Genomic DNA, 19,578 nt, shown 5'->3' on the forward strand with positions numbered 1-19,578 from the left:
ATTTGTATCATTCTGAATAGAATCCTTCTATTTCAGGTTGGCGGTATTTCCAAAGTTTATGAAGTATTTTTATTTCGTAAGGATAATGATAAAAATTGGTTTTATACCGAATACCAGAAACTAATTTTAGTAATTGTTTCTTATATCCTTTTATTCTAAAGTCTGAAGCCGTAGGATAATATCCATTTAAAACTGTTTCGAAGTTTTTAATTGTATCAATCATATAAGGTTTTAACCAAGGCGTTAAAGGGTTTTTTCTTAAGTCAAAATTTTCCCAGCTAGGAGAGATCCAATCTTCTAGTTTTTTGGGAAATGAAAAACCAGCATCTAAAATTTGTTGGTACAATTCTGACCCTTCCGTTGGAACTGGACTGTATAGATAAATAATTATTTCAGTGTTTGGGTTAATTACTTTAATTTCTTTAATAAAATTAATATCCCATAAAATTTGTTTGTACACTTCTTGCTCTGTTTTGGCTGGCATACCTAATACAAAAGAAAGTTCGGGAATAATATCGGCATTTTTCATACGAAGCACAAAATCCTTAATCATTTGTCCTGTTTGTGTTCCGCCTTTGTTCATTTGTTTTAAAATTAAATCGTTGCCCGTTTCAGCACCTAAAAAAATCATTTTGCAACCGGCTTTTCGCATGAGTTTTAAATCATCATCACTATACATGTTAATAGTATCTATGCGTCCTTCTCCCCAATAACTGATGTTGTCATTTAGAATTAATTCTGAAAATTCTAATACTCTTTTCTTGGAAGTGAAGAAATTGTTGTCATGAAATTCAATGGCGTCAATATCGTATTTCTCTTTAAAATAAATTACATCTTCATAAATTCTTTGAGCAGACATCCCTTTCCATTTGGCGTTATATATGGGCACAACCGCACAAAAAGAACAGGAAAATGGGCATCCCATACTAGAATGATACGATAATGTTTTATGACCCATAAACGTTTTTGCTAAATAATTTCTTACAGGATAAAAAGTATTCAGATATTCATAAGGAAATTTTGGCAAAGTATCTTGATCAAGTAGTGCTTCAACAGCAGTTTTTACGATTTTACCTTTATCGTCTTTAAAAATTAAGTTTTTAATGAGGATTAAGTTTTCTTTTTGATTGTTCTCTATGGTGTGGATTAATTCAGGAAAGGTGTTGTCTCCAGGGCCATTAATAATATAGTCCACATATCCAGATTGTAAAGAAACTTTATATTGATTGGAAGCAAAATAACCACCCCAAACGGTAACAATATGGGGAAATTGTTCTTTGATTTTTTTTGTAAAAGGAATCGCTTGACGCAATTGTGGTCCAGGCATAACGGTAGAACCAAAATATTTAAATTTGCCTGTTTTTAAATAGTTTTCAATGGTTTGCCACGGATTTTTCTCTAAATTTCCATCTACAAAAACATACTCATATTTTCCATGAATGGAAGCTCCTACTTGTAAAATAGAATTCGGAATTCGATGCTTACTATTAGCACTTTTAGGGTTGAATAGGATGATTTTGGATTGTTTCAAAATTTGAATTTTAAATATTGATATGTAGTAAATATTTGTGAAATGGCAGAACCCAATAATGCTCCTTTTATTCCATATCCATAATATAATAATGAGAAGGATATTATACAATTAATTATCATTGCTTTTATTCCAGTATTTAAAATATACTTTTGATTGTTTTCCTTATAGAAACGAATTATTTTGACAGCATATAAATAAGGTGGTAAAGTAATAAAAAAACCTAATAAATAAAAGTAGAAATCCAGTTTGAACTTATAAATATAAGTTATAATTAAATGAAAAATAAATAGATTCGCTATTACTATGAATGGTGAAATAATTGATATATATCTTTGAATTAGTTCCATAGATTTAATTTTTATGCGATATAAATTTTTTATAAATGGTAAAATCATAAATGTTGCAATCGAATGAATTAAAATAAAATAAGAAGTAATAATTTGATAAATAGCAATATTCTCGTTTTTTTCAAAAAAAGTAACTATTAAGAAATCAGTTCTCGATTGTAAGAAACCAATTAAGTTTAAGAGGAAAAAAGATAAAGATGAAAATAAGATAATTTTATTTGTAGTAAAATGATTTTTTTTTAATTCAATAAAATTTATCCTTATGTATAATAAAGCTCTAATAAATTGATAAAAAGAATAAAAAAATAATAATTGAATACTATTTAAATCTGGATGTAAAAACAATGTTGCAGTTAAAATTATAAAAGAAATTATTTCAATTAATATTGCTTTAAGAAAGTCTTTTTTGTAAATCCAAAAAACTTCTAAAGATTGTGAAATGAATCCACTAATAAACCATAAAAAAAGGATTGAAGCTTCAGTAATTGAGAAAAATAGGAATGTAATAATAGTAAATGGTATAAGTAAAATAAATCTTGTATTAAAATTTAAATAAAAATTATAAATAATTTTATTTGGTGCTTTGCTAAAATCTCTTAATAAGTATTCTTTATTTCCCCAATTTAAAATTAATAGTATAATACTTGAGTATAAAAAATATGTAACAAAATTACCCCATAAATCTTTAGAGTAGAAATGAATTATATATAAAGACAAACTCAATCCAAAAATTTGATTGATAGTTTGTTTTAATGAATTTGTTAAAATTGTATATAGTCTTTTGCTTAACTTTTTTAATTTATTGTTCAAATTATTTTATATTTCGAATTATTTAAAAGCCAAATTTTATGTAAATGATATAAAGGTTTTTTTAATTGGTTAATTTTTTTTTCATTAATAATTTTAGAGATATAGATAGATTGATTTTCAAATTCTATTTTTGAAACCAACGATAATTCAAAATATTTTAATATAATATTTGGTAATATAATATCATTAATTTTAAGAGTATTAATTTTTTCTTTTTTGCAAATAAATTTTCCCAATGAATATACTTGTTTATAATCTTCAGCAGCTGGCTGACTTAAAAAAAAAGTATTTCCAATTTTTAATTCATTAATAGATTGATTTGTATTTCGAACTCCAATTGTAATGTGGTTTTTTTTAATTGCACATAAATCTATAGGAAAATGATTTTCTTTTTGATTAAATATCGAAACTAACCATACTTGTTTTGGAATACTGAAAAGCGCAACTAATTTTTTATAAATATCAAAATTAAATTCATTAAAAAAATTAGATTTTTTTCTTTGACTTAAATTATAAATTCTTTTTAAATAAATTCTTTTTATGAGATTAAGATGCAGCTTTGCATTTATTACTTCAAATAAGTATATTTTATCAGATTCTATTTCTATACTTCTAATGTATTTTAAACCTAGTATTGCATTGACTTTGTTATGATTGATGAATGAGTAAAGTTTCAATGAATTTGTATTTAAATCGTGATCTTCAATATCTTTAGAAAATGAAATTTGAACAATCATTGGTTCATATAACACCTGATTTAAATTACAGTTTACCCAATCATTAGCAATAAATATTTTAAAAAGTATAATTACTTTTTCATTAAAGGAGACTGGTTGGTATTCTTTTAATTTTCTGATTTTCAATAGATTCATTTTGATTTAGTTTTTATAAAGGTATAATATCTATTTCTCTGTCTTTAACGATATAAAAATATTACTTTTTGTTGTTTTTAATTATATAAGCAAATTAGTATATAATTTCAATTGTTTTTTTATTTAAAAATTACGAAACTATATATATATTTGAAATAAAAAAAATGAACTTTATCTATCCAAGAATAAAGATAATAAATAAGTTTTTACTTGTGATTTTTGTGATAGTTTCAATTTTTGTAAAAGTTTATCAAATTGGTTATAGAAGTTTTTTTCAAGATGAGTTATATTCTGTTTCAGCTGCTTTAGAACCTAATTTTGATTTGTTTTTAAATAATTGGGTATTATATGATTCGAATGCTCCATTATATTATTTTTTTTTGAGATTGTGGTTAAAAATAATTCCTGCAACAGAATTTTGGATTCGCTTACCTTCGGTTATTTTTGTCTTGTTAGCTTCTTTTATTTTAATAAACGGAATAAAAAAAAGATTTAATAATGATACTTGGTTTTATCTTTTGTTGTTTATTTTAACAAGTTATGGTTTTCTTTTTTTTGCTCAAGAAGCTAGAGCATATGGATTGTTACTTCTTTTAATTAGTTTACAATTATTAACTTTTATAGATTTACTTCAATGTAAAAAAGAGGAAAATAAAAGTAGATTCATTTTACTTTTTACTTTTTTTTCACTTTTAGCATCTTACACTCATTATACAGGAATACTTTTTAGTTGTATTTTATATTCTATATTAATTTTTGAATTTAGATCAGATTTGTTTTTTCTAAAAAAAATTTTAGTATCAATTTTGTTATTACTAGCTTTAGGTTTACTCTGGATGAATAACTTTTTATTCTTCTTTCATTTAGATAAATCAATGATTATACATCAAAAATGGGCAATTTTAAAAAGTATAATACCAATGCTGTTTTTTGGGTATTCAATTATTGGAAAATATTTTTCAATACTAATGATTTTAATTTATTTTTATAGTAGCTTTGTTTTACTAAAAAATTTTGTTTTACTAAAAAAAGTTAATAAAATCATTGTTAAGCTTGGCGTTTTCTCATTTGGTGTTTTATTTCTATCACCTTTTATACCTTATTTGTTTTCATATAGACATTATATTTTTTTAATTCCAATTATTCTTTTAGCGTTTTCTATTTTAATTTGTAGTTTTTTTAAAATTTCAGAATATCAGAAAAGTATTTTGTTGCTTTTTGGAATTTTAATTGTTGTAAATCAAGGGTTTGTGCATTACAAATCAGATAGAGAGAATTGGAGACAAACTGTCGATTATGTTGCAGAAAACCTAAAAGATAAAAACACAAAAGTGATTATCATTGGAGAACCATGGGAAAGTAGTCCGAAAGAATATCTATTAAAAAATAGAGGAGATTTAAATCTTTCAATTAGAAGAAAAACCTATTATCTATATTATTTCAATCAACTTGCTGATAATAAAAAAATAGATATTGTTGTTTTGAGACCTAGCAATAAAATAATTGAAGAATATATCAATAAAGAACTTTTGACAAATGATAAAGTTTTTGTTTTATTATATACCGGAGGTTTTTCAAAAGACATTAATAATCTTAAAATTAATGGAATTGTTGATAAAAAAGAGTTTTATGGTCATGTAGTTTTTACATGTACAAAAAAATATTAGTCATAAAAAGAGTTGCAGTTTTTTAATTTATAATAACCTAGAATTTAATTATAATTCAATCTTTCTTAAGTTATAAAAACCAATTCCTCTCCCTTCATCTGAAAGAAAAATAACTTCTGTATTATTTATTAATAATGGTTTTGCTTTGTTGTTTTTATCAAAAGTAAGTTGTTTATTATCATAAAAAACTTGCTCATTTTTTATATCAAGTTCTTTCCATGTAGCTACTTTGAAGGGGATGCTTTTTTTGTTTTCTCCTTTTTCATTCCAATAGAAATAGGTCAATTGGTTATCATTTACAGTATAATCATAAATTAAAATGGGTGTTTTTTCAGCTAAAAGAGGTTTGTTTTTTTCTAAGGTTTCTTGTTTAAAAAAACTTCCTATAAGTAATATAAAAAAACTTACAGCAAAAGACTTGACTAAAGTAGATTTCTTAAAAAAATATATTAGAAACAATAAAGAAAAAGCAACCAATAAAAATAGTCTTAAAAATGAAAAAGGGAAAGTTTTTTCAATAAAAAAAGACACAGAAAAATTATTTATAAAAAACAAAATTGCTCCCAAAATTATTTTTTTTAAAACTGAAATTTTACTTAAAAGGAAAGTAATAAGAGGGAATAACATTACTATAAAAGAATATGTACTTCCATAAGGTGAAAACAGAATGCTAGCTAAAATCCAAAAGCTGAATACATGCAAATTGTTTTTACAGCTCCTTGTAATGAAATATCCAAGTGATATAAGCCCGAATTTGAATGCTAAAAGTAAAAAGGGAAAATACCTAGATACATGAAAAAGAGGTTTTGGGTTTTCAATTGTATCAAACACAAACATTCGTTTTAAAAACATAAAAACTGATTGGTAGTTATCTACAAAAGAATTTGCGATTTCACCATTAGATGCTTTGGGTAAAACCGAAGAGATAAAGAATAACCAAACATCTATTCCAGAACATAAAATTGAAATGGATAAAAATAAAATTCCAAAAAGAATAGCGTAAAGAACTAGTTTAAATTCTTTTTTAAATAAGAAAAAGAAAATGAAAATAATTGGAAAAACTTTAAATGCAATAGCAAAACTTAAATAGAAAGCTGTTTTTTTAAATTGTTTCTTTTCATAAGAAAGTAAGGTTTCAGATAAGAGGAAAAACAATAAGAAATATACTTGACCAAATAGTATGTTGTTTTTTATAGGTACAAAAAATGCGAAAGGAATTAAAAATAAATATTTTAAGTTGAGGTTGTAAAATTTAAATATTCTTATGCAACTTATACTTAATAAAGTTGAAGAAAAAAGATTAAAAATAATTTTAGCTGTAGCTACAGAAAATAAATTTAATGGTGTAAAAAATAGTGCTAAAAATGGTGTGTTTGGGGCATAACTCACAAATATATTTTGATATCCTATGTCAGAAATTGCTTTATTGAATTCGTATGGTAAATAGATAGTCGAATTGAATTTACCATCAATTAAAAAGTGAGCACCAAAATAGTAATTTGCAAAATCATGAATAGGAAAATGGATTGCTTTTACAATGTAAAATAGACAAAGAAAAAGCAATGGAATTATATTAAAATATTTTGCTATAACTGATTTCATATTTTTTTAAATAAACGAAATTTTATAAGACTAGTCTTTTGAAAAAAATAAGAAAAAGAAACTCTTAAAACACCTAAACCATAAGTAACACTTCTTTTAAAATCTATGGAAGAAGCGTCTTCAAAATACTTTGCGGGACATGAAATTTCACCAATTCTTGCATTTATAAAACAACATTGCGCTAAAATTTCATTGTCAAAAACGAAGTCATCAGAATTGCTGCTAAAATCTATTTTATTTAGAATTTTAGCATTAAAACAGCGAAACCCCGTGTGGTATTCCGATAATTTTTGATTCATTAGGATATTCTGAATCAAAGTTAATATGCGATTAGAAACATATTTATAAAAAGGCATACCACCCTTTAATGCGCCCTTGCTTAAAATTCGGGAGCCTAAAACCACATCATACAAATCATTAGCCACTAAAGTAACCATGGCTGGGATTAACTTTGGCGTATATTGATAATCTGGATGTAACATTAGAATAATATCAGCATTTAATTCTATTGCTTTTTTGTAGCATGTTTTTTGGTTGGCACCATAGCCTTTGTTTTTATTATGTTGAATAATATATTGTATACCAATTTTTTTAGCAACTTGAATTGTATCATCATTACTGAAATCATCTGTTAAAATAACTTCATCGACAATTTCAAAAGGTATCTCTTCATATGTTTTTTGAAGGGTTTTAGCTGCATTGTAAGCTGGAAGAATAACTATTATTTTTTTTGAATTGAACATTATTCTAAATGATTTACTTCTACCGTTGACGCTTCTCTTACCGATGTTGAAATTGATAAACCTTGAAAAGGAGCTACACTTTCAATTTCATTTCTATCATATAAGATACCCAAAAAAGGAAACTCTGGATATGTATGAGTTGAAAAATTGGATAATAAATTTTGAACTTGAGAAAGTGGCAAATTCCATTCTATACTTAATCTTTCAGACGATGGTTCCATGAAAGAAATATATAGTAATTCTGTATAAGTATGTTGTTGTGTTTGTGAAAAATCGACACCATCAATGAGGCTGAATTTTAAAGTTGTATTGCTTTCTCGATAATTGATTAAGGTATTTTGAAAATCTGAGAAGGTTAAATAACCATTATAATTATTTTGGGATAAATACATTTGTTGAATAGTAGATTCATGACACCACATGCATTTAGCAGGTTTTCCAGCATTAGTGTGAGAAGCATCTACACTATTTTTTCTTATCCCATTTTGATCAAAAATACCAAAACGTAATTGCCCATTGTTTAATAGCTCAATAGTTTCATATTCATAAATATCTTGCGTAATTGAATCAATTTCTTGACAGAAAAATAATTGATTAAAACCATTTTGTTCAGAAAATTGAATGATACGGTGTTCTAAGGAAACTCCAGAATTATTTATGTATCCTTTTTGAGGTAATAATGTATATTTAGTAAGGATTTCATTTAGTGTATTTGGAACTCCCGTAATCTCATAATAATGTTCAGAAGCACCTATTAATAAAGTAATATATCTACCTAGATCAATGTTATTGTTTGTTTTATATTCATCGGTGTTTTTAATTTTATCAGATAATTTTAAAAGTTTTTCAATAGCATTTTGGTTGAAACCTAATTTTTCAATATCAATAGTGATGGTATTATTATTTACAATAAAACCATTAGTTGATGTTGGTAATAGTGCACCAATGTATGATAATGCCCATTTTAAACCTATTAATGATTTATCAATTGAATCATCAGGATAAGCTTTATTCCATTTTAGATTTATTGAGGTGTCGGTTTCGATTAAATCTGTATAGGAGTCATTCGTACAAGAAAAGTTAATTAAAATTAAAAGTGTATAAATATATTTTTTCATAAATTACCTATTTAAAATCATCAAACCATTCGCTAAAACGGCCTTTAATTTGTGTTTTAAAGCTTGTATTACATTCGTATTTTTCTTTTTATAAAATTCTACTTCATTGACCACTTTTGAAACAGCATAATCGTAGAATTTTCTGGAATAAGTCCGTTCAAAATCAATATCTCTATCCGTTGAGGTTTTCCAATCTGGGGCTTTTGTTATTTTATGTTCTACTTCGTTATATAGCGAAGTTCCTTTAATAGGATAAGCAACCGTAATAGTGTAATGGGTGGGGTTGGCTTCTTTTAAATAATGTATGGTTTTAGTAATGTCTTCTTCTGTTTCTCCAGGATAACCCAGCATAATAAAAGTGCCTGTTTCAATGCCTAAACTATTTGTTTTTTGAATGGCTTCCTTAACCACATTCACATCCACGCGTCGATCCATTAAATCAATTATTTTTTGAGAACCACTTTCTGCACCAATCCAAATTCTAAAACAACCTATTTCTTTTAAAACAGCTAATATTTCATCGTTTAATCGTTCGGCTCTTGTAATGCATTCAAATGGAATTACAGCGTCTTGTAAGAGTACTTCTTCTTTTAAAGCAAGCAACCATTTATGACTTACGGTAAAAACATCATCTACAAACCAAATGGCATCTGGTGCATACTTGTCTTTTAATAGTTTCATCTCTGTGGCTACTTGATGTGCGGGTCTTCTTCTGTAGCTTTGGCCATAAACAGCAGTACTACACCATTTGCAAGTGTAAGGGCAACCTCTTTGAGTGGAAATCGTCATCGAACTTTGGCCGTTATTTTTTTTCCAAGTGTCTAAGTAGAGTTGCATATTAATAGCTTCTCTATTGGGTAAAGGTAATTCGTCTAATTCTCTAAATTTTTTTCTGCTTGGCATTTGAATTACGATATCATTTTCTAGAAAAGCAATACCATCAATCGTATGGTAATTTTTATTGTGTAGTATGGCATCACACAATTCATAAGTGGTTTCTTCTCCTTCGCCAATAACTAAAAAATCAGCACCAGATTTTAGATAATTTTCAATATTGTAGGAAACATCTGGTCCACCAAGGATTATTTTGGGAAAACCAAACAACTCTGTTTTTAAAATCTTAAGGAGTTTAACAACCTCAATTTTGGTCATTAAATTAGTATAAATACAAATAATTTTTGATTGTTTTTCTTCAATAAATTGAAGTTGCTCTTTTTGAGAGGTAAAAGTTGTATCAAAAACGATATTATCGAGTTGCTTGCTTTTTAAATAAGCAGACACATACAACAAACCCAATGGAGGGTAAGGTTTCATTATCTTCTGTTCTTTAGGGTCATCAGATAAATAATACGCATGTGTGAATAAAATACTCATAATTTTTGTAGAATTATAATATAATGATCTGCATATTTAGAAAGAAACCGTAACTTTTGAATGCTATTTTCCATTAGATTCAAAAAATTTAGAAACCACTTTCTATTTTTAAAAAAGGGTTCTAAATAAGACGGCGGTATGAAAAAACCAATGGGCTTATATTCAATACATTTAAATTTTTCTTTTGTTAAATGTACAATTTCTTTTGGGTTATAGTAATAGGTAGGTACATTTTCTCCATCAACATTAGCATATACTATCTTTTTTTTTCTTCTAAAAATAGTATTAAATTTTCCTTTTGTAAAAAAATAGAATTGTTCCCACAAGGTGTTTTTAGGCATTAAAACTAAAATTAATTTGCCTTTTTCTTTTAAAAAATCAGGAGCTGTTTTAAAAAATGAAGACAACTCATCTGGAGATAAACAGTTTAATCCTCCAAAATTTGAAAATAATAAATCTTGTTTTTTTTCTTTATCAAAGCTAGAAATGGTTGTGATGTCTAATGTTGAAAAGTCAAGGTTTTGATACTGATTTTTTGTTTTAGCAATAGCAATCATTTTTTCAGAAATATCGGTTGCTACCACATTAAATTTTTGTGAAGCAAACCAAAGCGCATCTTCACCCGTACCACAATTAATTTCAAAAATATCTTTTACGGAAGATAGATGAGGAGATATAATTTTATAAACGACTCTACGTTGTAATTTACCTATCAATGTATGGGTAAACGATTGGTCGTAATTTACAGCAGCTATGTCAAAACTAGCGTCCATTTTGTAGTATTTTCAAGATAATTTTGTCTAAAAGAGTGCTCGGAATATAATAGATTAATTTTGCAATTGCTTTTAATTTTAAGAGTGTAATGCGCGATTGAAATAGGGTTTTTATATGATAAAAGCCCTGACTTTTTCTGTATTCTTTGTGCACAAAACGTTGTAATTTTCTATAATAATTTGAAGAATATGTGCTTTGAAACATAACATCTAAATCATCTGAATCTTTCCAATTAGCCTTCAATTGTAAATCATTTTTTACTTTTTCATAAAATTTTGTGCCTGGCAAAGGATAAGATACCGAAATCCCAATATTATCAGGTAACAGTTCCTTTACCATTCGAATTGTTTTTTGAATGTCTTCTTGGGTTTCAGTTAAATAACCAAATTGAAGAAAGAAGGCTACTCGTATGTTTTTTTGTTTCAGTAAATGTGTTGCATCATAAATTTCAGATACTTTTGTGCCTTTATCCATAGCGTCTAATATCTTTTGAGAAGCACTTTCTGCACCCACCCAAACTTCTTCTAATCCTGATGCCGCTAATGCGTCTATGGTATCTTCTTTTAATAATAAATCAACTCGACTTTGAATAAAATAACGTATCTGAACGTTTCTTTTCTGTAATTTCCGATTAAATTCTTGTACCCAATTTGGTTTTAATCCAAAAATATCATCACACATCCAAAATCTTTTTACACCAAATTCATTCTGTAAATAGATAATTTCGTTTACAATATATTCAGGCGAATGGGCATTATATCGATTGCCATAAATAGGTTTGGCACACCAATTACATTTGTATGGACAACCTCTGGTAGTGGCAATGTTTAATGTAAATTCTTGCGTACCTTGATCCCAAATTTCTTTATATGCGTTTATGTTTATTAAATCCCAAGCGGGTAATGGTAATTCATCTAAATCTTGTAATACAGGACGAGGTGGATTGACTTGAACTTGATCTTCTTTTGTAAAAACCACCCCTTTTACGCTTTCAATCGGATTTTTATTTTCTAAAGAATGAATTAATTCGGCTAATGTTATTTCTCCTTCACCTTGAATGATATAATCGGCTCCATTTTGTAGGTATAGGTCATAATGATCTGTGGCATCTGAACTGCTAACAATAACAGTACAATTGTTTTGTTTGCCAATATGAATCATCTCAAAACAAGCATCTCTCATATTAGTAAGACACATTTTGGTTAAATAATTAAACCCGTCGTCATAAATAACTAAATACTGAAATTTTTCTTGTTTAAGTTTGGTTTGAATCGCTCTTGGTGAATCTAATAAATTAGTATCAAACAAATTAACTTTGTATCCTTTACTCCTCATTAAAGAGGCAGCATATAAGGTGCCTAGAGGAGGGTATGGAGATTTATTTTTCCACTGTTTTGGGTCTAGTTTATAATAATATGAATGAGAAAAAAGAATTTTAGACATGTTCTTTGGGAATATCTATTTGAAAGTTTTCTTTAATGAAATCGTATTTGTTATTTAAAGTATCAATTACTCTTTTTTGAAAATTAGAGGGATGATGTTTAGATACTTTTTTAGAAGATTTAAAAGCTAATGCAAAGTCTTCTGGTAACATTTTTTTTCTAAATTTTAGTTTCCAAAAGCTGAGGGTAAAATTATAAGAAACTTTTTCAATGAAATCTCCAAAACTTCCAGAATATATCTTTTCAGAAAAACGATTTAATTTGTTTTTTTGTAAAGGTAAAATAGTTTCAATATTTGTTGACTTGTTAGGGATAAAATCTTTATACCAACTGTTTTTGTCGAAAAAATCTTTAAAAATTTGATCTCCATGCAAAGGAATTAATGTGGCAATTTCTGTAGCTGTAAAGATGTTTTTTTCTTCAATTTCTAAATAAGCAGAAGAAAGAAAATAATTCATGCAGAAATATTTTTTTGAATTTAGAAGAAATAGTTTTTTATATAAAATTAAAAATGTTCTACAAGTCCAAAGGTGATTGGGTTTAGTGATAATAAAATAATCTACGTCACTATTTTTATCAAAATACCCTTTTGAAAGAGATCCAGAAATAGCTATTCCTTCAATGAAAGGGAAAAATCGAGTAATAAATTGTGCTCTTTTCTGTGCTTTAATAAGCGCAATTTCAGCATTTTTATTCCCTTTTTTTCTTTTTTCTATGGCTTCTTTGGAAAGGTGAGTATGGTAAAAATCTTCTGTTTTTTCAATGATTCCTTTAGATATAGCGGTTTCTAATTCATCAGAAACCGATTTTAGGTCTTTAAGAGAAGAATATAAATAGACTTCTTCCTTCTTTAAAGGATGATTAAAAATTGAAAAATATAAAAGAGGTTTTAAAGTTTTCAAGTTTGTTTCTTTTATAGTGTTGTTTGTTTTGTTTGTACCAAAATTACTAATTCAAATACATTAAAATAATAAATTAACATATTCTATGTAAGACTTGTCTCAAAAGTCATATGGGAATTTTGGATTTTTATAGGTTTTGATTTTTTCAAATTCTACTAAGAATGGTTGTTGGCAATTTCTGGCAAACCTAGCAAATGTTGGTGTAAATTCAATTCCTTTTTCAGTAAAGTTCCATTCTGGGAATTCCCAAATAGTAATAGCTGTATAATTACAAAACCCTTCTCCTTCCTCATTTTCTTCTTCTTTTTCTTCTTCTTTTTCTTCTTTTGGAGTTTCAAAGTTTTCTTTTAGATTGATAATTTCAAATAACTTTGGAGCAAAGTAAGTATTTCTGTACGCTGCAAACCGACTGAAATTCTTTTCACTATATACGGTAACGGAAGTATCAAAAGCGATAATTTCGTCCAAAGTAAATTCTTTACCTGTTTGTAAATCAATTAGATTTCCTTCGCCGCCAAAATCTGGATGCGCACCACCGCAAAAATATGACGAGAAGATATGAAATCCTAAAAGATCTTCCGTTAAATAGGAAAGAGTAGTAGTATACTCAATTCCTGTTCCAGTATTATAATTAAATGGAGATGAACAGCCCAATTGATTTAAAACCAATTTGTTGTGCTTAGAAGTTAATATAGGGTTTATTTTGTTTTTAATTTCTTCAGAAAAAGTATTGCCTAATCTAAAAAATGGAACTTCGCAATGTGTTTCTTTGAACCAAATTATTTCTTGATTTTTATGAATTGTAATCGAGTCTTGTATAAAATGAAGATAATTCAATTTAACCAAACTCAAATCTTCCTCTATTTCAGTTGAAAATGTTTTCTTAAACCTATCAAAATCTATTGTTCTTAATGTAATATTAATTGATTTTCCAGCTTTGTTTTTCCATTTTCCTTTGAAGTTTGACTCTTTTTTAACTAACTCAAATTTTTCTTCAAAAAAATCTTCACCGTAGTCATTCCCAAAGTAAAGTGTGTAGGAGTCTTCGTTGTATTTACCGTTCAGTCGAATATCTTTTAAAGATGTTTGATAAAAATAATTACCCTCAATATAATTGTTATCATATTCAGTTATCTCCATGTAAATAATAGACTTACCTAATTTTCCTTCTAAAAAATAAGTATTTTGAGCAGGTATTTGCCATGAAATTAGCAAAAAGAATAGTATTTTAAAAGCGATGTTCATTAGCGATTTTTATTATGATATTGAGAAATACTATTCAAAGTTAAAAGAACAAATTAATAGAAAATTTCTTTATTCATCATAAAAACGATTTTTATTGTTGAATTATTGTGCAAACACCATCAACACAACCAACGTTGTTTGGAGGGTTAACCACAGCGCAATCTGAAAAAATGTGATACTGTATATTGTAATTTGCTTCGTCTTGATTGTATTGATTTACCATAGTAGTTAGATAAGTAATATCTACCTCATTTGAATAAATTAAATATTCCCAAGGACCGCCACAAGGTTTAGATCCAAATGCCATAAAATCACAGCCAATTTCCTCATTGCATTCAAAGGATGCAACATAATCTTTAATGTGTTGTTTTTGTTTTTGTAAAGTTTCAAAGTCAGTTGTTTTACTGGTTTTATTTGCCTCTTTTTCACATTGAAAACTTTGAAATAGAGCAACAATGACCAATAACCTTAAAAAATTTTTCATAGCAATTTTATAGTAAGATGCTAAAAATTAAATAAGGTTGCGTTGATTATGTCTCTTATTTTAAAACATTAATGAGCTTCTAACCAGTTTTTACCAATACCTAAATCAACAATTAACGGAACGTCTAAGGTAAAGGCATTTTCCATTTCACTTTTAATCATGGTTTGAATTGTTTCTAATTCTGATTGATGAACGTCAAAAACTAGTTCGTCATGTACTTGTAATAGCATTTTTGATTTCCAATTTTCCTTTTTTAATCTTTTATGGATGTTTATCATTGCTATTTTAATAATGTCAGCAGCACTTCCTTGGATTGGAGCATTTACAGCATTGCGCTCTGCACCACCTCGCACCACTGCATTTGCCGAATTGATATCTTTTAAATAACGTCTTCTTCCTAAAATGGTTTCTACATAACCATGTTCTCTTGCAAAATCTACTTGATCAGAGATGTATGCTTTAAGTTTTGGATAGGTTTTATAGTAAGCATCGATTAGACTGGCACTTTCACTACGGCTTAAATCGGTTTGATTGCTAAGTCCAAAAGCAGAAACACCATAAATGATACCAAAATTTACTGTTTTTGCATTACTTCGTTGCTCTTTAGTTACTTCTTCTAATGGAACATTAAATACTTTTGATGCTGTTGATCGGTGAATGTCTTCCCCGTTTTTAAATGCCTCAATCATAGTAGTTTCTCCAGATAACGCAGCTATAATACGCAACTCTATTTGGGAGTAATCGGCAGCTAATAGGATGTAGTTTTCATCACGAGCAATAAACGCTTTTCTAATTTCTCTCCCTCTTTCTGTACGAATAGGAATATTTTGCAAGTTAGGATTGTTTGAGCTTAATCTTCCGGTAGCTGCAACAGTTTGCATATAATCAGTATGTACCCTTTTGGTATTTTGGTCTACTTGATTTGGAAGTGCGTCAACATAAGTACTTTTTAATTTTACCAATTGTCTCCATTCTAAGATATAGCGAACAATCTCATTATCTTTGGCTAAATAACTTAAAATTTCTTCTCCAGTTGCATATTGACCAGTTTTGGTCTTTTTTTGTTTTGTACCACCTATTTTTAGTTTGTCAAATAAAATATCCCCTAATTGCTTTGGTGAAGCTAAATTAAATGTTTCACCTGCAATGGTATATATTTTTTGCTCGAAATCATCAATTTCTAATTGCATGTCTTTAGACATTTTTTGTAAGAAATCAACATCAAGGTTAATTCCTTCGTTCTCCATTGCTGCAAGTACTTCAACCAGAGGGATTTCAATTGAATCGAATAATTTTTTGGTACCTACTCTTTCTAAAATCGGTTGAAAATGCTCTTTTAATTGAAAAGTTATATCAGCATCTTCTACGGCATATTCTTTCACATCTTCAATATTAACATCTCGCATCGATTTTTGATTCTTACCTTTTTTACCAATTAAGGTTTCAATCGATTTTGGAGCATATTTTAGATACGTCTCCGATAATACATCCATATTATGACGCATATCTGGATTAATCAAATAATGTGCAATCATAGTGTCAAAGAATTTGCCTTTAACTTCAATACCATAACCTGCTAAGATTTTTAAATCATATTTTAAGTTCTGACCAATTTTTTCAATGCTTTCGTTCTCAAAAAAAGGAATCAATTTTTGAGCTAGTACTTTTGCTTCTTCTTGATTTTCTGGAAATGGAATGTAAAAACCTTTTCCTTTTTCCCATGAAAAAGCAATTCCAACTAATTCTGCATTTAAAGCATCTAAACCTGTGGTTTCAGTATCAAAACAAACAGCGGTTTGTTTTTCAAGGTTTTGTAATAATAATTTTAGCGCTAAATCTCCTTGTACAATTTGGTAAAAATGAGCAGTATCTTCGAGTGTGTTATAAAAAGAATTGGTTGTTGTTTCATCTGAAGCTTCATCTGAGAAACCAAATAAATCCATTTGATTTTCCATACTTTTTTTAGGAGTTGATTTCTTAGTCGATGTTTCGTTGGCATTCGTATTTACATCATTATAATCGTTTCCTGAGCCAAATAGTTTATCAAATTGTGCTTTCAATTGACGAAATTCAAGTTCTTGAAAGATAGCATCAGTTTTTTCAATATCTGGTTGTGAAAGTTCAAAATCTTTTTCATCGAATTGAACAGGACAATCTAAAAGAATGGTGGCTAATTTTTTTGAAAGTATTCCTTTTTCCTTATTGGCTTCAATATTCTCTTTCATTTTTCCTTTTAGCTCATGAGTGTGGGCTAAAAGGTTTTCCATTGAACCGTATTGTGCTAAGAATTTTTTGGCTGTTTTTTCTCCCACACCAGGCAATCCTGGTATATTATCGACTGCATCACCCATCATTCCTAAGAAGTCGATAACCTGCTCAGGGCGTTCTACTTCAAATTTCTCTTGTACTTCAGGAATTCCCCAAATTTCTATTCCATTACCCATGCGAGCAGGACGATACATAAAAATATTTTCAGATACTAATTGTGCAAAATCCTTATCTGGGGTAACCATGAAAACTTGATACCCCTCTTTTTCTGCTTGTTTTGCTAAAGTTCCAATTAAATCATCTGCTTCAAAACCCGCTTTTTCCATAATTGGAATATGCATTGCTTTTAATAATTCCTGAATATAAGGAACAGCTATCTTAATTGCTTCTGGAGTTTCATCTCTATTAGCCTTATATTCTTGAAACATTTCTAAACGAAAATCACTTCCTCCTTTGTCAAATGCGACAGCCAAGTGGTCTGGTTTCTCTCTTTTAATAACATCCATCAATGAATTCATGAATCCCATAATGGCCGAGGTATCCATTCCTTTTGAATTAATTCTTGGGTTTTTAATAAATGCATAGTAGCCTCTAAAAATCAGTGCATAAGCATCTAGAAGAAATAATCGTTTTTGTGACATGAAATTTTTTTTTAATTCGAGAATGTAAAAATACAATTCTTTAAAACAATTCTATATTTTTTAATTGTAAAATATAATTAACAGATTTTACAGATTAAATGTAATACGTGTTAAACTTTTGATTATCAGTATATTTAACATATCTTTTGTATACATTTATTCAGTAATTACTAGTTATTATGAAAAATAAAATGCTCCAATTAAAATTGTTTTTTTGTGCTACTTTTATTTGTTTTTTAATGCAAAATGCTGTGGCTCAAGTTGGAATTAACACAACGTCTCCAGACGCTTCCTCTATTTTGGATGTAACATCTGCGTCAAAAGGGTTATTAATTCCTCGAATGACTACTTCTCAGAAGAATGCTATTGTTTCACCAGCTAATGGTTTAATGGTGTTTGATACTGATAGTAAAGAATACAGTTATTATGATACTGCTGCGAGTACATGGATAAATATTAAGCAGGGAAGGTCTAAATTTAAAAGAATTAAATCGACCGACGTTTTAAGTACTGTTTTAGCGACAGAATTAACTGCAGGTGGTGGTTCTAAATATCTTTTAGATTCTCAGACTTTATATGAAATCAATGGAACGGTAATAGTCGATTATCCAATAGAACTAAATAATGCTTATTTGGTTGGATTAGATGCTGGTGATGATAAATTAGTTAAGACAACGGGAGATTTATTCACTGGAAGTACTGGAGGAACAGTTAAAATACTCACATTAGTTGCATCAGGTGGAAATGTTTTTAATGTTAATGGAGGAGGAACTCAATCTATTATTTTTAGGGACTGTGTTATTGCAAACTCTGCAAATGTTGGTGTTTTGCAAAATTTTGCTTTAGTTTTTGGAAGTGTTGTTCAGTTTGTGAGTAATACTAATGGTATTATATACAGGAATATAACAAAATTATTGTTAGATAATCAGGCATGGTTTGGAAATAATACTGGAACATTTGAAAAGTATGAAAATACATTCGCTTCAATTCAAAAACAAGGAGGTTTCATGGATGTGAATGGAACGGCTATTGGTATGGATGTTTCTTCTAATCCAACAGTCTCATCTGATGGTACTATGTATGGTGTAAATTTTACGGGTACCTTATCAACGGGTCTTTATGTGAAAGGGTATACTATAGGTTCATATACTGGTTTTAATTTTAATAATACTTGGAATATTAATTGTTCAGGGATTCCTTTTGAAAGCGATAGAGTAGCGGTTGGAGATATTAATTATGATTATCCAGTAGGTTCTGGAGTATCCACTACAGTTTCGGGAAGCCCAGCAAAATTAGCAGGAACTACCACTTCAGATAACCTTTTTCGTTTTTCAAGAGGAGGCACAGATAATAGATTACAGTATTTAGGAAAAGCCAAGCGTTTTTTTAAAGTGAGTGGCTCTGTCTCCTTTCAATCATCATCAAATGGTATTGTTTATATATTATATGTAGCAAAAAATGGTACTGTAATAAATAAATCGAAAGTATATGTTAAAGCCAATTCTACCTCAGATATTTTGGCGACACCTATAAATGCCATAACGGAATTGTCACCTAATGATTATATTGAAGTTTATGCAGAAAAATATGGTGGAGGTAGTGGGAGTATTCTCATTGTGTCATTAAATCTTTTAGTGTATTAGTGAATTAGTGAAAACTCATAAAAAAGTCAGTTAATTTATTATTGGCTTTTTTATGAGTTAAAATTTTAACATTTACTACTTAGTAATGCTTGATTATTTGTTACTTTGTCTA

The 19,578-nt window shown here is 28.2% G+C and carries 15 protein-coding genes; 2 read left to right on the forward strand and 13 right to left on the reverse strand.

The genetic code is table 11. From position 1 onward, the window contains the following. Positions 1 to 7: 7 nt before the first annotated feature. The 3 genes from CX675_RS01690 to CX675_RS01700 are packed head-to-tail and all read right to left on the reverse strand — an operon-like array spanning position 8 to position 3,563. Positions 8 to 1,531 (reverse strand): radical SAM protein, encoded by a 1,524-nt coding sequence (locus tag CX675_RS01690; protein ID WP_130733480.1) that lies wholly within the window; start codon positions 1,529 to 1,531, stop codon positions 8 to 10. Next, the gene (locus CX675_RS01695) at positions 1,528 to 2,691 is read right to left on the reverse strand and encodes a hypothetical protein (protein ID WP_165395952.1); all 1,164 of its coding nucleotides are present in this window, start codon (positions 2,689 to 2,691) and stop codon (positions 1,528 to 1,530) included. Before CX675_RS01695 ends, CX675_RS01690 begins: the two co-directional genes overlap by 4 nt. Then, positions 2,688 to 3,563: a hypothetical protein gene (locus CX675_RS01700; protein WP_130733482.1), complete on the reverse strand. Its 876-nt coding sequence runs from the start codon at positions 3,561 to 3,563 to the stop codon at positions 2,688 to 2,690. Before CX675_RS01700 ends, CX675_RS01695 begins: the two co-directional genes overlap by 4 nt. Positions 3,564 to 3,784: 221 nt before the next feature. Between CX675_RS01700 and CX675_RS01705 the strand changes: the two genes are divergently transcribed. Beyond that, positions 3,785 to 5,230, forward strand: coding sequence for a glycosyltransferase family 39 protein (locus CX675_RS01705; RefSeq protein ID WP_205728588.1), 1,446 nt, complete (start codon positions 3,785 to 3,787; stop codon positions 5,228 to 5,230). Positions 5,231 to 5,278: 48 nt separating this feature from the next. On the opposite strand, the gene CX675_RS01710 is transcribed toward CX675_RS01705, so the two are convergent. The 10 genes from CX675_RS01710 to polA form a co-directional block, all read right to left on the reverse strand. Beyond that, positions 5,279 to 6,832 carry a glycosyltransferase family 87 protein gene (locus CX675_RS01710; protein ID WP_130733484.1) on the reverse strand — a complete coding sequence of 518 codons (1,554 nt, stop codon included), beginning with the start codon at positions 6,830 to 6,832 and terminating at the stop codon, positions 5,279 to 5,281. Continuing rightward, positions 6,829 to 7,575: a glycosyltransferase family 2 protein gene (locus CX675_RS01715; RefSeq protein ID WP_130733485.1), complete on the reverse strand. Its 747-nt coding sequence runs from the start codon at positions 7,573 to 7,575 to the stop codon at positions 6,829 to 6,831. Before CX675_RS01715 ends, CX675_RS01710 begins: the two co-directional genes overlap by 4 nt. Further along, positions 7,575 to 8,693, reverse strand: coding sequence for a hypothetical protein (locus CX675_RS01720; RefSeq protein WP_130733486.1), 1,119 nt, complete (start codon positions 8,691 to 8,693; stop codon positions 7,575 to 7,577). The genes CX675_RS01715 and CX675_RS01720 overlap by 1 nt, the downstream gene beginning before the upstream one ends. A gap of 3 nt (positions 8,694 to 8,696) precedes the next feature. Beyond that, entirely contained in the window at positions 8,697 to 10,067 is a 1,371-nt protein-coding gene (locus CX675_RS01725; RefSeq protein ID WP_130733487.1) for a B12-binding domain-containing radical SAM protein, read from the reverse strand. After that, positions 10,064 to 10,840: a class I SAM-dependent methyltransferase gene (locus CX675_RS01730; protein ID WP_130733488.1), complete on the reverse strand. Its 777-nt coding sequence runs from the start codon at positions 10,838 to 10,840 to the stop codon at positions 10,064 to 10,066. Before CX675_RS01730 ends, CX675_RS01725 begins: the two co-directional genes overlap by 4 nt. Next, positions 10,830 to 12,284: a radical SAM protein gene (locus CX675_RS01735; protein WP_130733489.1), complete on the reverse strand. Its 1,455-nt coding sequence runs from the start codon at positions 12,282 to 12,284 to the stop codon at positions 10,830 to 10,832. The genes CX675_RS01730 and CX675_RS01735 overlap by 11 nt, the downstream gene beginning before the upstream one ends. Beyond that, positions 12,277 to 13,185, reverse strand: coding sequence for a nucleotidyltransferase domain-containing protein (locus CX675_RS01740; protein WP_165395953.1), 909 nt, complete (start codon positions 13,183 to 13,185; stop codon positions 12,277 to 12,279). The genes CX675_RS01735 and CX675_RS01740 overlap by 8 nt, the downstream gene beginning before the upstream one ends. A gap of 99 nt (positions 13,186 to 13,284) precedes the next feature. Next, positions 13,285 to 14,430 carry a hypothetical protein gene (locus CX675_RS01745; RefSeq protein WP_130733491.1) on the reverse strand — a complete coding sequence of 382 codons (1,146 nt, stop codon included), beginning with the start codon at positions 14,428 to 14,430 and terminating at the stop codon, positions 13,285 to 13,287. A gap of 91 nt (positions 14,431 to 14,521) precedes the next feature. Further along, a complete protein-coding gene (locus CX675_RS01750; RefSeq protein ID WP_130733492.1) occupies positions 14,522 to 14,914 on the reverse strand; it encodes a hypothetical protein in 393 nt (130 codons plus the stop codon). Between the two features lie 68 nt (positions 14,915 to 14,982). After that, entirely contained in the window at positions 14,983 to 17,823 is a 2,841-nt protein-coding gene (polA, locus tag CX675_RS01755) for a DNA polymerase I (protein WP_130733493.1), read from the reverse strand. Positions 17,824 to 18,014: 191 nt separating this feature from the next. Here polA and CX675_RS01760 point away from each other — a divergent pair, with 191 nt between their 5' ends. Continuing rightward, positions 18,015 to 19,466, forward strand: a complete 1,452-nt coding sequence (locus CX675_RS01760; protein ID WP_240723562.1) for a hypothetical protein — start codon at positions 18,015 to 18,017, stop codon at positions 19,464 to 19,466. Positions 19,467 to 19,578: the final 112 nt, after the last annotated feature.

The organism is Flavobacterium sp. J27, assembly GCF_004303025.1.
Classification (GTDB): domain Bacteria; phylum Bacteroidota; class Bacteroidia; order Flavobacteriales; family Flavobacteriaceae; genus Flavobacterium.

What these genes read in the sequence shown, in the direction of transcription:
- CX675_RS01700 (WP_130733482.1), bottom strand. Translation starts at nt 3,563, where the DNA reads ATGAATCTATTGAAAATCAGAAAATTAAAAGAATACCAACCAGTCTCC.
- CX675_RS01710 (WP_130733484.1), bottom strand. Translation starts at nt 6,832, where the DNA reads ATGAAATCAGTTATAGCAAAATATTTTAATATAATTCCATTGCTTTTT.
- CX675_RS01715 (WP_130733485.1), bottom strand. Translation starts at nt 7,575, where the DNA reads ATGTTCAATTCAAAAAAAATAATAGTTATTCTTCCAGCTTACAATGCA.
- CX675_RS01720 (WP_130733486.1), bottom strand. Translation starts at nt 8,693, where the DNA reads ATGAAAAAATATATTTATACACTTTTAATTTTAATTAACTTTTCTTGT.
- CX675_RS01725 (WP_130733487.1), bottom strand. Translation starts at nt 10,067, where the DNA reads ATGAGTATTTTATTCACACATGCGTATTATTTATCTGATGACCCTAAA.
- CX675_RS01730 (WP_130733488.1), bottom strand. Translation starts at nt 10,840, where the DNA reads ATGGACGCTAGTTTTGACATAGCTGCTGTAAATTACGACCAATCGTTT.
- CX675_RS01735 (WP_130733489.1), bottom strand. Translation starts at nt 12,284, where the DNA reads ATGTCTAAAATTCTTTTTTCTCATTCATATTATTATAAACTAGACCCA.
- CX675_RS01745 (WP_130733491.1), bottom strand. Translation starts at nt 14,430, where the DNA reads ATGAACATCGCTTTTAAAATACTATTCTTTTTGCTAATTTCATGGCAA.
- CX675_RS01750 (WP_130733492.1), bottom strand. Translation starts at nt 14,914, where the DNA reads ATGAAAAATTTTTTAAGGTTATTGGTCATTGTTGCTCTATTTCAAAGT.
- polA (WP_130733493.1), bottom strand. Translation starts at nt 17,823, where the DNA reads ATGTCACAAAAACGATTATTTCTTCTAGATGCTTATGCACTGATTTTT.
- CX675_RS01760 (WP_240723562.1), top strand. Translation starts at nt 18,015, where the DNA reads ATGCTCCAATTAAAATTGTTTTTTTGTGCTACTTTTATTTGTTTTTTA.